This window comes from Micrococcus lylae NBRC 15355 (assembly GCF_001570885.1).
GTDB lineage: Bacteria > Actinomycetota > Actinomycetes > Actinomycetales > Micrococcaceae > Micrococcus > Micrococcus lylae.
This window is the reverse complement of sequence record NZ_BCSN01000002.1, coordinates 71379-85668: the sequence shown is the minus strand read 5'-3', so window position 1 is coordinate 85668 and position 14290 is coordinate 71379. Positions and strand designations below refer to the sequence as shown.

Here is a 14290-nt window from a genome sequence, read left to right as displayed (position 1 = left end):
GCCTGCACCTCATCCCTTAGGCTGACCGGCGTGCCTCTACTCCTCGCCGACCTCACCCCGCTGAAGGTCTCGCCCGGCTTCCGCCGCCTGTGGCTGGGCAACGTGCTGTCCGCGGTGGGCACGCAGCTCACGCTCACGGCCGTGGCGCTGGAGGTCTTCGCACTGACCGGCTCCTCGTTCGCCGTGGGCATGCTGGGGCTGGCGGCGCTCGTGCCCCTGATCATCGCGGGGCTCTACGGCGGCGCGGTGGCGGACCAGTTCGACCGCCGCACCGTAGCCCTGGGATCGTCTTCCGTGATGTGGCTGACCACGGTGGGCATCGCCGCGCAAGCGTGGGCGGGCTGGGAGTCGGTGGCGCTGCTCTACGCGCTCACCGCGGTGCACTCGGCGGCGTCCGGCGTGAACCAGCCGACGCGCGGCGCCATCATCCCTGCGCTGGTGGGCGTGAAGCTGCTGCCGGCGGCCAACGCGCTGAACATGATGACCTTCTCCGTGGCCATGATGGCCGGACCGCTGCTCGGCGGCGTGCTCGTCGCCTCGATCGGCTACGCGTGGACGTACTCGGTCGACGTGGTCACGTTCCTCGCCGCCCTCTACGCACTCTGGCGGCTGCCGGCGCTCCCGCCGGAACGTGCGGACGGTGCTGTAGCCACGAGGCGCGTCGGGATCTCCTCGGTGGTGGAGGGGTTCCGGTTCCTGGGCACCAGGCCGAACGTGCGCATGACGTTCCTGGCGGACATCGTGGCCATGGCCACCGCGTTCCCGCGAGCCCTGATCCCCGCGATCGGCGCCATGATGCTCGGCGGCGGCGAAGCCGCGGCCGGCCTGCTCCTGGCCGCCATGGCCGCCGGGGCGTTCCTCGCGGGCCTGTTCTCCGGCACCTTCACCCGCGTGCACGCCCAGGGGCGCGGCGTCTATGCCTCGATCCTCGTCTGGGGCGCCGCCGTCGCCGCGTTCGGCGTGGTCGTCTGGTGGGCGTCCGGACTGCTGGCCGGCGATCCGCGCCTGGGCTTGGCGCTGGCCGCCTCGGCCGTGTGCATGGTGGTCGCCGGCGCCGCGGATTCGGTGTCCGCGGTGTTCCGCACCACGATCCTGCAGTCCGCCACCCCGGATCACCTGCGCGGGCGTCTGCAGGGCGTGTTCATCGTGGTCGTGGCCGGCGGACCCCGCCTGGGCGAGATGATCCAGGGCGGCGCTTCCGCGGCGTTGGGGGAGGGGCTCACCCTGGTGGTCGGCGGCGTGCTGTGCATGCTCGGCGTGAGCCTGCTGATGCGCGCCCAGCCGTCGTTCCTGCGCTACGACGCCCGCGACCCCTCGCCCTGACGGCGCCGCACGCCTCCTCCTCGTCGCACCTCTGCACTGATGACGACGGCCGGTGACCAGTGCATCCGCACGGAAGGTCACCGGCCGTCGTCGTGAAGCCCCCGAGGGGGCAGGGGATCAGGCGATGCCGATCAGGCGCGGTGCAGCTCGGCGGAGGTGGCCTCCGGGAGGATGCCGCCGAGGGACTGCCAGTGGCGGACCAGCTCCTGCTTCACGTCTGCCTGCAGGATCTCGCGGGCCTTGTCCTCGGCCTCGGACAGACGGGACTTGTGGCCGGACAGGGCGTTCTTCACCATCATGGCGCGCTCATGCAGGCGGGTGCGGCGGTCCTCTGTGTCCCGGCCGACGGCCTGCACCTGGACGGCCACGGCCTCCTGGTTGCGGCCGGAGGCCTTGAGCTTGGACGGGGCCAGGGCGTGCTGCACGAAGCCGGCGTCCAGCATCAGGCCCTTGGAGCACTTCACGCCGTGGCGCAGGGCGATGTCCAGGTAGTCGTCGTAGTCCAGGAGCATCGCGGCCCGGTGCCAGCCCTGGTCGTCGATGCGGCGGCCGTCCACGCGCTCGCGGGCACGGGCGGCGCCGACGGTGGTCTCGGCCTGGTGCACGTGGCCGCGCGGGTCGATCAGGTAGAGCATGTCTCTCCTTGCGGGGTGGGCGCGTCAGCGGAAGTTGATGAACTGCAGGTCCGCGTCCTCGAAGCCCTTGAGCAGGGCGATGGTCGCCTGCAGGTCGTCGCGGGACTTGGAGGAGACGCGCAGCTCGTCGCCCTGGATGGTGGCCTTCACCGACTTCGGGCCTTCGTCGCGGATCAGCTTGGTGATCTTCTTCGCGGTGGGCTGGTCGATGCCCTCCTTGATGGCGGCCTCGATGCGGGTCTCCTTGCCGGAGGCGAACGGCTCGCCGGCGTCCAAGGACTTCAGGGAGATGCCGCGCTTGACCAGCTTGGACTCGAAGACGTCCTTGACCGCCTTCACGCGCTCCTCGGAGTTCGCCTTCATGAGGATCTTCTCTCCGGAGAAGTCGATCTCGGCGCCGACGCCCTTGAAGTCGTAGCGCTGGGCAATCTCCTTCTGCGCCTGGTTCAGGGCGTTGGACACCTCCTGCTTGTCCACCTTGCTGACGACGTCGAACGTGGAATCGCTGGCCACGGAGTGCTCCTTCTCTCGGTGATGTCTGGGGCAGGCCGTGCTGAGCCGTCCGAACGGCGGCAGGCGGGGTTCCCGCGGCGTCCGGCACGGCGGCGCACGGCCGCATCTGCGCCCAGCCTACCGGGGCAAGGGCGGTCCTGGCCCCTCCCGGTTGGCCGCGTCCGGCACTTTGCTGTAGAGTCTTCTCTCGCCTGTTGGGAAGCGTCGATCGGCGCCGACCGCGGGTCGCACGGCAGATTACCCGAGCGGCCAAAGGGGGCTGACTGTAAATCAGCTGGCACTGCCTACGGGGGTTCGAATCCCTCATCTGCCACCGTGCTGGAAGGGCCCGGAACCGGTTCACGGTTCCGGGCCCTTCGTCATGTGCGGCCGTGGTCGCGCTCGGGCCCACCGTCATGCCCGGGCCCGCGTCGCCCGACCGCCATGCTTCGGAGCGATCGTTCGGACGTCCTCGCATTTCTCCGGTGATCGGGGGTACGCTCCACGGCGACGGCACGATTGTGCTCTGCATCACAGCGGGCGGGGGTGTCCGACGCCCACGTCACCGCTCTGCTGCGGCGTAGCCGTGCCCGTCGACCCAGCCGACGACGCCGCCAGGAGGGCACCGATGACCGAGCAGCAGTCCAACGCCGAGATGTCCTACACGTCCGGCCCCACCGATGTGGAGCTGCTGGAGCAGACGCTCGCGCAGAACCTGGATGCGACCGCCGCGGCCCACCCGGACCGCCCGGCCCTGCTCGAGTCCTCCACCGGCCGCTCCTGGACCTTCGCGCAGCTGCAGGAGGACTCCCGCACCGTGGCCAAGGCCCTCATCGCGGCCGGCTACGAGAAGGGCGACCGCATCGGCATGTGGAGCCCCAACGTGGCCGAGTGGACCACGCTGCTCTACGGCGCCGCCCGGGCCGGCGTCATCCTGGTGAACCTCAACCCGGCCTACCGGACCCACGAGCTGACCTATGTGGTGGAGCAGTGCACCATGCGCGGCCTCGTGGTCGCCTGCCCGGACGACCGTATGAACCCGCCGCGCACCGCCCGTGAGGTGGCCGCCGGCTCCGCCCCGGAGCTTCGCCAGCTCATCATGCTCCCCACCCCGGGCGAGCCGACCGAGGACTCCTACCCGCACGCCCGCCCCGGTGAGGTCCCGAGGCGCGTGGCCGAGACCCCGGTGGAGGAGAGCACCTGGACAGCCTTCCTGGCCGGTGCCGAGCGGGTCTCGGACGAGCAGCTGGCCGCCCGCGAGGCCGAGGTGGGCGCCGGAGACCCGGTGAACCTGCAGTACACCTCGGGCACCACCGGATTCCCCAAGGGCGTCACCCTGTCCCACCTGAACATCCTGAACAACGGCTTCCACATCGGCGAGCTGCTGGGCTACACCGAGCAGGACGTACTGGTGATCCCGGTGCCGTTCTTCCACTGCTTCGGCATGGTCATCGGCACCATCGCCGCCGTCTCCCACGGCACCCTGTCCGTGATCCCGTCCCGCGGCTTCGAGCCGGTGGCCGCCCTGCAGGCCGCCGCGGACACGAAGGCGACATCGCTCTACGGCGTGCCGACCATGTTCATCGCCATGCTCGCCCGTCCCGAGGCCGAGCAGCTGGATCTGTCCACCCTGCGCACCGGCGTGATGGCCGGCTCCACCTGCCCGGTGGAGGTCATGCGCCGCGTGATCGACCGCCTCCACATGTCCGAGGTGGCCATCTGCTACGGCATGACCGAGACCGCACCGGTGTCCACCATGACCCGCCGCGACGACTCCCTCGCGCGCCGCACCGAGACCGTGGGCCGCTCCATGCCGCACGTGGAAACCAAGATCATCGACCCGCTCTCCGGTGAGGTCGTCCCGCGCGGCGCCACCGGCGAGCTCTGCACCCGCGGCTACTCCGTGATGTCCGGCTATTGGGACGACGCCGAGCGCACCTCCGCCGTGCTGGACGAGGACGGCTGGATGCACACCGGCGACCTCGCCTCCATGGACGAGGACGGCTACGCCCGCATCGAGGGGCGCATCAAGGACCTCATCATCCGCGGAGGCGAGAACATCTCCCCGCGCGAGGTGGAGGAGTTCTTCTACTCCCACCCGGACATCCAGGACGTCCAGGTGGTCGGCGTCCCGGACGAGAAGTACGGTGAGCAGCTCATGGCCTGCCTGATCATGCGCGAGGGCTCCTCCCCGCTCACCGCCTCGGACCTGAAGGAGTACGCCACCGGGAAGATCGCGCACTACAAGATCCCCGCCTACGTGCAGGTGATGGACGCCTTCCCCATGACGGTCTCCGGCAAGGTCCGCAAGGTCGAGCTCCGCGCCGAGGGCACCAAGCTCGTGGAGGCCCAGAAGGCGGCTCAGCAGGGCTGACCGGGGCAGGGGAGCGGGTAGACGTCCCACACGGTGCAGAGCGCGTCCGGGCGGGCGCCGCTGATCGCGCGGTGGTACATCCAGCCCCAGGCCGAGACCCCGTTGTCGTCCGGGGGAGCGGTCGGCACGTTGCCGCGGTGGTACCAGACGCCTCCGCAGAGGATGAACTCCACCAGCTCCGCCGGGGACTCGGTGCGCGGCGGCTGGAGGCCGTCCTGCAGCACGTCCGCATTCGCCACGGCGAACGCCGACGTCGCCTCCGTGTCCAGCACCAGCCCGCAGTCCCGCTCGAACGCCTCGATCCACTCCAGCGCCTCGTCGATCCCGTCGTCCGGGCCGGCGGACTGCGCCACGATCATCACCGACGCCCGCTTGCCCGGACGCATCGTCCCGGGCGTCCCCGGGCCGTGGACACCTGCTGCTGCCGCCTCTTCCGGCGTCCTCCTCCGCCTGTGCTGCTCGATCATCGCCCCTCCGTCGGTCGCGTCTGCCGGGACGTCCCTCGGGTCGCCCGGGGAGTGCCCCTGCGGCGCCTCCGCCACCCACGCTGGCAGGGAGGGCCTTCCCGCCGTGGGGGCGCCGCCTGCCGGCGCGGCGCGTCTGTGGAGAACGACGTCGGCCGGTCGCCTGTGGAGGACCCCTCACCGTCCGCGGTGGTCCTCCGGGGCCAGCTTGGGGCCGAACCGCTCTCGGCGCTCGCCGGAGAGCCCGATCATCCGCACCAGCCGCTGCCGGTGCCCGGACCAGGGCTCCAGGAGGCGCAGCATCCCGGCGTCGTCCACGCGGCGGCCGGTGAGGACCTGCCCCACGTAGTGGGCCAGGTGGAAGTCGCCGACGGCCACCAGGTCCGCGGCGCCGTGGCTGCGCTGCAGCGCCTCGGCCACGGTCCACGCCCCGATCCCCGGCAGGGTCTGCAGCCGCCGGGCCAGCTCCGCGGTGGCCGCCGCGTCCCCGGGGCGCACCTGCCGGCTCAGCCGGTCGATGCTCTCCGCCCGCTCGGCCACCCGCAGGATGGCCTTGGACTGCGGCGGCTGCACCCAGAACCGGTGCCAGTCCCAGCTGGGCACCCGCAGCACCGCGGCCGGATCCGGCGGCAGCAGCATCCCGTGCGGCACCGGCCCCGGTGCCGGCTCGGAGACCGCGCGCACCAGCTGCCGCCAGCCGTGACGGGCCTGATCATGGGTGACCTTCTGCTCCAGCACCACGGTGATGAGCTGCTCGGCCAGGCGGCCGTGCGCCGGCAGGCGCAGGCCGGGCCGCGTCCGCCGGGCGGAGGCCACGTGGTGGGGAAGCCGCCGCCCACCGGAGGCGAGGAGGTCCTCGAAGGCGACCCAGCCGTCGTCGTGAAGCCCGAGGAGCGCCTCGGCCTCCGCCACGGCCGCCTCCGCGCCCGGCCCCCAGGCCTCCACGCGGATCGCGGACGGCCGCACCGCGGAGGCGGCCGGGCGCACCAGCAGGCTCGCCGGCACCGGCGCCCCGTCCGCGTCCACGCGGCGGGTCAGCCACACGCCCTCCGGGGCCGCCCGCACGCACGGGTCCGCGTGGCCGCGCTGGAGCACGCCCAGGGTCAGCGCCACGTCCACCGGGACGGCGGGGCGCAGCGTGCGTGACGCGTCGGGTCCGGACATGACCCCGAGAGTACTGTCGTGTCCGGGCGTGCCAGTACCGTGGACGCCGTGACTGAGAACCGAGCACCCCAGAACGAGTCCGCCCCGCGCTACGCCGAGAACGTCCTCGACCTCATCGGCCGCACCCCGCTGGTGAAGCTGAACAGCGTGACCGAGGGCATCGCGGCCACCGTCCTGGTGAAGGTGGAGTACCTCAACCCGGGCGGCTCGGTGAAGGACCGCATCGCGCTGAAGATGATCGAGGCCGCCGAGGCCGAGGGGAAGCTGCGCCCGGGCGGCACCGTGGTGGAGCCGACCTCCGGCAACACCGGCGTCGGCCTGGCGATCGTGGCCCAGCAGAAGGGCTACCGCACCGTCTTCGTCACCCCGGACAAGGTCGGCCAGGAGAAACGCGACGTCCTCGCCGCCTACGGCGCCGAGCTGGTGGTCACCCCCACCTCCGTGGACCCGCACTCGGACGAGTCCTACTACGGCGTGGCCAACCGCCTGGAGCGGGAGATCGAGGGGGCGTTCCAGCCGAACCAGTTCTTCAACCCGGCCGCCCCGGAGTCCCACTACGAGACCACCGGGCCGGAGATCTGGGAGGACACCGCCGGGACGGTCACCCACGTGGTCATCGGCGCCGGCACCGGCGGCACCATCACCGGCACCGGCCGGTACCTCAAGGAGGTCTCCGCGGACCGCCCGTCCGGCCCCGTGCGCGTCATCGGCGCGGACCCGGAAGGCTCCGTGTACTCCGGCGGCACCGGCCGCCCCTACTTCGTCGAGGGCGTCGGCGAGGACATGTGGCCGGGCAACTATGACAAGGACGTGCCGGACGAGGTCATCGCCGTGGACGACGACGCCGCCTTCGCCATGACCCGCCGCCTCGCCGCCGAGGAGGGACTCCTCGTGGGCGGCTCCTCCGGCATGGCCGTGGTGGCCGGCCTGCGCGCCGCGAAGGAGCTCGGCCCGGACGACGTCATGGTGATCGTCCTGCCGGACTCCGGCCGCGGCTACCTCGGCAAGATCTTCAACGACCCGTGGATGGACGAGCGCGGCCTGTCCTACGCCCGCCAGGAGACGATCCTCCCGGAGTGGGCGCAGGGCCGCTCCCGCTCGGCCGTGAAGGACGACGACGGCGCCGCCTCCGCCGCGCCCGTCGCCTCCTCCTCGGCTGCTCAGGGCGCCCTCGGCGCCGGCGGCGCCGGGACCCGGCCCCAGGCGGACCCGCGCTGGGAGGACGAGGTGGGGGCCGTCGTCGCGGACAAGGAGGACCTGTTCCCGGGCTCCGTCCCGACCCTGGTGACCGCCGCGCCGACCACCACCGTGGCCGAGGCGATCGCGACCATGAACCGCTACGGCGTGGACGCCCTGCCCGTGGTGGCCGAGCCGCGCCACGACCTGCGCATCGGCGAGGTCCGCGGCACCGTGACCGTCAGCGCGCTCTCCGCGGCGCTCGCGTCCGGCCGCATGGCCGCCGGGGACCCCGTGGAGGCGCTGATGGGTCCGATGCTGCCGATCGTCGGCGCGCACGCGACCGTGCGTCAGGTGGCCGAGCGCCTCCAGTGTGAGGACACCCTCCTGGTGACCCGCGGGGGAGTGGTGGCCGGGATCGTGACGCTGCACGACCTGCTGGCCTACGTCACCGCCTGAGACCGAGAGAGGATGGAGCACATGAGCGAGAACACCCAGAAGGACTCCGCCCGCGAGCAGGGCTTCGGCACCCGCGCCGTCCACGCAGGACAGCACCTGGACGAGGTCTTCGGCGCCGTGGTGCCGCCGGTGCACCTGTCCAGCACCTACGCGCCGGTGAAGATCGGCCAGCTGCGCCGCGGCTACGACTACGGCCGCGGCACCAACCCGACCCGCGACGCCCTGCAGGAGCAGCTGGCCGCGCTCGAGGCAGGCGTGGACGAGCACGGTGCGCCGCAGGCCACCGCCCTGACCTTCGCCTCCGGCCTGGCCGCCGAGACCGCGCTGATCATGGGCGCGGCCGAGCCGGGCACCACGATCGTGATGGGCAACGACGTGTACGGCGGCTCCTACCGCCTGATCACCAAGGTCCTGGCCAAGTGGGGCGTCAAGCACGCCGTGGTGGACATGGGGGACGCGGCCACGGTCGCCGCGGCCGTGGACGCCGCGAAGGCCGAGGGTCCGGTGCTGGTGTGGCTGGAGACCCCCTCCAACCCGATGATGAAGGTCTCGGACATCGGCGCGATCGCCGACGTGGCCCACGCCGCAGGCGCCCTGCTGGTGGTGGACAACACCTTCGCCACGCCGTATCTGCAGACCCCGCTGGCCCTCGGCGCGGACGTGGTGGTGCACTCCACCACCAAGTACATCGGCGGCCATTCGGACGTCATCGGCGGCGCCCTGGTGATCCCGGACGCGGAGCTCGCCGAGCGCGTGAAGTTCCAGCAGTTCGCCGCCGGCGCCGTCAACGGCCCGTGGGACGCCTACCTGACCACCCGCGGCCTGAAGACCCTGGGCGTGCGCATGGACCGCCACGCCGCCAACGCCCAGGCCGTGGCCGAATGGCTGGAGGGCCGCCCCGGCGTGGAACGCGTGCTCTACCCGGGCCTGGCCGACCACCCCGGCCACGAGCTGGCCGCCCGCCAGATGCGCGGCTTCGGAGGCATGGTGTCCGTGCAGTTCACCGGCGGCGCGGCCGCGGCCAAGCAGGTGGCCGAGTCCACCCGCCTGTTCCAGCTGGCCGAGTCGCTCGGCGGCATTGAGTCCCTGATGAACTACCCGGCAGAGATGACACACGCCTCCGTGGCCGGCACCGAGCTGGCTGTCCCGGACAACCTCGTGCGCCTGTCCGTGGGCATCGAGGACGCCGCCGACCTGATCGACGACCTGGACCGGGCCATCTCCGCACTCTGACCGGGCTGTCTGGGCACTCTCCCTGGGCTGCCCGGGCACTCTGTCCGGGCTGCCCGGGCTGCCGGCGCCCTTCGCCCGGGCTGCCTGCGCCCCGTTCGGAACGCCGGGACCACCGACGCCTCGATCCGATCCGGAGCATGCCTCGCGTGCTCCGGATCGGAACGAGCGCTGGGGGATCGGATCGAGCGCTGGGGGATCGGAACGAGCGCTGGGGGATCGGGTCGAGCGCTCGGGAATCATCCTTCCTCGCTACGGTGGAGGGCATGAGCACCCTCGCCTTCACCAATGCACACATCGTCCCGATCGAGACCGAGCCGTTCGACGGCACCCTCGTGGTCGAGGACGGGAAGATCACCGCGCTCGGCCCGGACGTGCCGGTCCCGGCCGGCGCCGAGACCGTCGACTGCCAGGGCCAGTGGCTGCTGCCCGGCTTCGTGGACGCCCACGTGCACCTGGGCATGCATGCCGAGGGGGAGGTCGGCTCCACCGCGGACGTGAATGAGACGACCGACCCGGTGATGGCCGGCGTCCGCGCCCTCGACGCCGTGGACCCCAACGAGCCCGGCTTCCGGGACGCGCTCGCCGGCGGCGTCACCACCGTGAACGTCAACCCGGGCTCCGGCAACCCGATCGGCGGGCAGGCCGTGGCCATGCACACCCACGGCCGCACCGTGGACGAGATGGTCCTGCGCAGCCCCGCCGGGGTGAAGTCCGCCCTCGGCGAGAACCCGAAGAACGTCTACAAGGAGAAGAACCGCACCCCCTCCACCCGCCTGGGCACCGCCTACGTCATCCGCAAGGCCTTCATGGAGGCCCAGGGCTACATGGCCCGCCGCGCCGAGGCCGAGGAGTCCGGCAAGCCGTTCGCCAAGGACCCCCACATGGAGGCCCTCGCCCTGGTGCTGGAGAAGAAGATCCCGTGGCGCCAGCACTGCCACCGCACCGACGACGTGGCCACCGCCCTGCGCCTGGCCGACGAGTTCGGCTACGACCTCGTCCTGGACCACGGCACCGAGGCCCACCCGATCGCCGACACCCTCGCCGAGCGGAACATCCCCGTGCTGATCGGCCCGCTGTTCACCACCAAGTCCAAGCCGGAGCTGCGCGGCCGCTCCCTGCGCAACCCGGGCCGTCTGGCCCGCGCCGGCGTGGAGATCAGCATCATCACCGACCACCCGGTCATCCCGATCGACTTCCTCGTCTACCAGGCCGCCCTGGCCGTGAAGGAGGGCCTGGACCGGGAGACCGCGCTGCGTTCGATCACCATCAACCCGGCGAAGGTCCTCGGCCTGGACGAGCGCCTCGGGTCACTGGCCGAGGGCAAGGACGCGGATCTGGTCCTGTGGTCCGGTGACCCGCTGGACGTCATGCAGCGCGCCCGTCGGGTGTGGATCGGCGGCCGCCAGGTCATGGAGTACGACGACGTCACGCACGCCCCGCAGATCGCCGCGGCCCGTCCCCCGCTCGACTGAGCCGGCTCCGCCTCGCCCTGCCGTCGGCGACGGGTCCTCACCGGCCCCGGCGACGGACGCACCCAGGGTGCGGTGCCGTCGTCGGAAAGCAGGTGCAGACGCAGGGCGGGGTCCGCCGCCACTGCGGCTGGCCCCGCCCTTCGTCCGTGCGTGGGGGAGAGGTCAGCGGACGACGCGGTCGGCAGCGCGTTCGGCGGCCCGGGCCGTCTTGCCCTTGCGCAGACGGGACTTGACCGGCGGCAGCCAGACGAGCACGGCGCCGATGATGAACAGGGCCGTCATGATCAGCAGCAGTGCGTTGCCGCGCACCAGGGACGGCACGCCCACCAGCACGGCCAGGGTGGTGAGCGTGTTCACGGCGGACGCCCGCCGGCGGTAGAGGGCGATGGTGCCCCACAGGGTGAACAGGCCGATCACGGCGACGAATCCGGCCAGGGCGAACTGGCCCGTGGCGCCGCCGAGCACGCCGACGGACTCGATGCCCGTGGTGAGGTCCACGACCGGGCCGCCCTCGCGCTGGGCGCGCAGGCCGTTGAACAGGAACACCGCGGCCAGGCCGAAGATGATGAGCGTGGCCGCCGTCCACCACTTGCGAGCCAGGCCCAGCAGCGGATGGACGCGGCCGGCCTCGAGCTCGTCGCGCTCGTCCAGGGCGCGCTCCTTGGCCGCATGGCGTTCGGCCAGGCGCGTCTCGTCCGCCTGACGCTCCTGCACGCGGCGCTCGGCGAGGCGCTCGTTGTCTGCCCGCTGCTGCTCACGGAAGGCGCGGGCGGCGCGTCCGGCGGCGCGGGCGAAACGGTGGTCGTTGGTGTTCTCTGCCACGGAATCGAGCCTAACGGGTGTCCGGTCCGGTGCGGGCGCATAGACTGGGGACTCCGGTTCCGGACTCTCCCCCTGTGATGAGTGAGCGTGGACGCGTGATGCCACGCCGGTGTGCGCTGATAAGGGCGCAGATGTGTTGAGAGGCGACGAACGTCGTCGCCGTGGGGGTACGTGCCGATCTGACCGGCCGACCTTGTTTCCACCCCAGCAGCGCAGCGCCGCACCGACTCCGAGACGCGACCGGAGCGTGCCCGGCGTCCGCCTGCGCGTCCCCACACAGAGGAGACCGCCATGACGCACACCCCGAACACCCCGCTCGACGACGAGGTCCGCCCGGACCAGACTGCCGTCGAGGCCGCCGAGACCGTCGAGAACTCCGCCGCAGCGGATGCCGCTGCCGAGGCCGTCCCGGCCGATGAGCCGGAGGGCACGTCCTTCATCGACCTCGGCCTGGACGCCCGCGTGCTCTCCGCGATCGAGGAGCTGGGCTACACCGCCCCGTCCCCGATCCAGGAGCAGACCATCCCGCTGATCCTGGAGGGCCGAGACGTGGTCGGCCTGGCGCAGACGGGCACCGGCAAGACCGGCGCCTTCGCCCTGCCGGTGCTGTCCCGCCTGGCCGAGTCCGCCGACGTGAACGGCCGCGCCGACGCCCCGCAGGTGCTCGTGCTCGCCCCGACCCGCGAGCTGGCCCTCCAGGTGGCCGACGCCTTCGACACCTACGCCCAGCAGATCGACGACGTCTCCGTGCTCGCCGTCTACGGCGGCTCCCCGTACGGCCCGCAGCTGGCCGGCCTGCGCCGCGGCGCCCAGGTGGTCGTCGGCACCCCGGGCCGCGTGATCGACCACCTCGAGCGCGGCTCCCTGGACCTGTCCCAGCTGCAGACCCTCGTGCTGGACGAGGCGGACGAGATGCTCCGCATGGGCTTCGCCGAGGAGGTGGACCGCATCCTCGCCTCCACCCCGGAGGCCAAGCAGACCGCCCTGTTCTCCGCCACCATGCCGCCGGCCATCCGCCGCATCTCCGCGCAGTACCTGAACGACCCGCAGGAGGTGGCGGTGGCCCGTCAGGCCACCACCTCCGCGACCATCCGCCAGCGCTGCCTCATCGTGGGCCACCAGTGGAAGCTCGAGGCGTTCACCCGGATCCTGGAGACCGAGGAGCACGACGGCGTCATCGCGTTCGTCCGCACCCGTGCCGGCACCGAGGACCTCACCCGCCGCCTGAACGAGCGCGGCTTCAAGGCGGTGGCCATCTCCGGCGACATCGCGCAGAAGCAGCGCGAGAAGACCGTGGAGGACCTCAAGGCCGGCCGCGTGGACATCCTCGTCGCCACCGACGTCGCCGCCCGTGGCCTGGACGTGGAGCGCATCTCCCTGGTGGTGAACTACGACGTCCCGCACGACTCCGAGTCCTATGTGCACCGCATCGGCCGCACCGGCCGCGCGGGCCGCTCCGGCGACGCCGTCCTGTTCATCACGCCGCGCGAGCGCTACCTGCTGCGCTCGATCGAGAAGACCACCCGCAAGCCGGTGGAGGAGATGCAGCTGCCCTCGATCGCCCAGGTGAACGAGGCCCGCAAGGCCCGCTTCGCCGACCGCATCACCGCCACCCTCGAGACCGCCGCGGACGAGGACCTCGCGGTGTTCCGGGACATGGTGGTGGACTATGTGGAGAAGAACGAGGCCGAGCCGGACCGTGTGGCCGCCGCCATCGCGATGATGGTCCAGGACGGCCGCCCGCTGCTGGCCGAGGAACCGGACCTGCCGCCGTTCGGGGGCAAGGGCCGCCGTGACCGGGACCGCGGAGACCGTTCGGAGCGCGGCGAGCGCGACGGCCGAGGCTCCCGCGGCCCGCGCCGCGAGCCGGCGGCCGGCAACGCGACCTACTGGGTGGGCGTGGGCCACAACGACCGCGTGAAGCCGGGCCACCTCGTGGGCGCCCTGGCCAACGAGGTCGGCCTGCCGGGCAACGCCATCGGCGCCATCGACCTGCGCGGCAACCACGCGCTCGTCGAGCTGCCGAAGGACCTCACCCCGGAGCAGCTGGAGGCCGGCGCCCGGGCCGAGGTCAACGGCCGGCCTCTGGGCCTGCGCCTGGACACCGGTCGTCCGACCCGCGCCGAGCGCGCGGAGGGGGACGACGACGGCCCGCGCCGCCGCCACGGCGGTCCCCGTGGCGGCCGTGGCCGCCAGGACCGGTTCGACCGCGGTGACCGCGGCGGACGCGTCGATCGTGCCGAACGCGACGGACGCGTCGATCGTGCCGAACGCGACGAGCGCCGGGGTCGCGGCGAGCGCGAGGAGGGGAGCGACGACGGCCGTCACCCTTCAGCCCGCAGGAACCGTGAGGACAATCACACCGGGAAGAAGCCCCGCTGGAGTGCGGACCGGCGCCGCGAGCGGGGTGCCGGCGACGGCCGGGACGGCCGCGGCCGCGGCGATGACTCGTGGGGTCGCGACGGCGGCCGCCGCGGCGGAGCCGACCACGGCAAGCGCGGTGGAAGCCGCGGCAGGTTCGGCTCTGACAAGGGCGGACGCGGTGGCTTCGGCGGCGGCAAGGGTGGACGCGGCTCCGGTCCGAAGCGCTTCGGCCGCCGCCCGCAGCGCTGATCGTGCGTTGATCGGAATCCGGTCGGGCGGGGCCGTCAGGACCGTCCGCCGGGACGCCGCAGG

At 72.5% G+C, this 14290-nt stretch carries 11 protein-coding genes and 1 tRNA gene; 7 read left to right on the top strand and 5 right to left on the bottom strand.

The window, feature by feature from the left end:
* Window positions 1-30 precede the first annotated feature (30 nt).
* Window positions 31-1323, top strand: a complete 1293-nt coding sequence (locus MLY01S_RS01235) for an MFS transporter (RefSeq protein WP_067188538.1) — start codon at window positions 31-33, stop codon at window positions 1321-1323.
* A 131-nt stretch (window positions 1324-1454) separates the two neighbouring features.
* On the opposite strand, the gene MLY01S_RS01230 is transcribed toward MLY01S_RS01235, so the two are convergent.
* Complete coding sequence (locus MLY01S_RS01230) at window positions 1455-1958, bottom strand: hypothetical protein (RefSeq protein WP_067188536.1); 504 nt, start codon at window positions 1956-1958, stop codon at window positions 1455-1457.
* Window positions 1959-1982: 24 nt separating this feature from the next.
* Entirely contained in the window at window positions 1983-2471 is a 489-nt protein-coding gene (locus MLY01S_RS01225; protein ID WP_067188534.1) for a YajQ family cyclic di-GMP-binding protein, read from the bottom strand.
* Window positions 2472-2702: 231 nt separating this feature from the next.
* On the opposite strand from MLY01S_RS01225, the gene MLY01S_RS01220 reads away from it, so the two are divergent.
* Window positions 2703-2784: transfer RNA gene (locus MLY01S_RS01220), tRNA-Tyr, on the top strand.
* A 294-nt stretch (window positions 2785-3078) separates the two neighbouring features.
* Window positions 3079-4824, top strand: a complete 1746-nt coding sequence (locus tag MLY01S_RS01215; protein ID WP_067188532.1) for an AMP-binding protein — start codon at window positions 3079-3081, stop codon at window positions 4822-4824.
* Here the strand turns inward: MLY01S_RS01215 and MLY01S_RS01210 are convergent.
* Entirely contained in the window at window positions 4812-5291 is a 480-nt protein-coding gene (locus MLY01S_RS01210) for a hypothetical protein (RefSeq protein ID WP_082739496.1), read from the bottom strand. The genes MLY01S_RS01215 and MLY01S_RS01210 overlap by 13 nt on opposite strands.
* A gap of 174 nt (window positions 5292-5465) precedes the next feature.
* Window positions 5466-6452, bottom strand: a complete 987-nt coding sequence (locus MLY01S_RS01205) for a DNA-3-methyladenine glycosylase family protein (RefSeq protein ID WP_067188528.1) — start codon at window positions 6450-6452, stop codon at window positions 5466-5468.
* Window positions 6453-6500: 48 nt separating this feature from the next.
* Between MLY01S_RS01205 and MLY01S_RS01200 the strand changes: the two genes are divergently transcribed.
* The 3 genes from MLY01S_RS01200 to MLY01S_RS01190 all read left to right on the top strand — a co-directional run bounded on the left by MLY01S_RS01200 (window position 6501) and on the right by MLY01S_RS01190 (window position 10792).
* On the top strand, window positions 6501-8087 hold the full coding sequence (locus tag MLY01S_RS01200) for a pyridoxal-phosphate dependent enzyme (RefSeq protein WP_067188526.1): 1587 nt from the start codon (window positions 6501-6503) through the stop codon (window positions 8085-8087).
* Between the two features lie 21 nt (window positions 8088-8108).
* Window positions 8109-9320: a cystathionine gamma-synthase gene (locus MLY01S_RS01195; RefSeq protein ID WP_067188524.1), complete on the top strand. Its 1212-nt coding sequence runs from the start codon at window positions 8109-8111 to the stop codon at window positions 9318-9320.
* 263 nt (window positions 9321-9583) lie between these two features.
* A complete protein-coding gene (locus tag MLY01S_RS01190) occupies window positions 9584-10792 on the top strand; it encodes an amidohydrolase (RefSeq protein ID WP_067188522.1) in 1209 nt (402 codons plus the stop codon).
* Between the two features lie 162 nt (window positions 10793-10954).
* Here MLY01S_RS01190 and MLY01S_RS01185 read toward each other — a convergent pair whose 3' ends face one another.
* A complete protein-coding gene (locus tag MLY01S_RS01185; RefSeq protein ID WP_067188520.1) occupies window positions 10955-11614 on the bottom strand; it encodes a hypothetical protein in 660 nt (219 codons plus the stop codon).
* Between the two features lie 291 nt (window positions 11615-11905).
* On the opposite strand from MLY01S_RS01185, the gene MLY01S_RS01180 reads away from it, so the two are divergent.
* On the top strand, window positions 11906-14227 hold the full coding sequence (locus MLY01S_RS01180) for a DEAD/DEAH box helicase (RefSeq protein ID WP_082739495.1): 2322 nt from the start codon (window positions 11906-11908) through the stop codon (window positions 14225-14227).
* The last annotated feature ends 63 nt before the right edge of the window (window positions 14228-14290 follow it).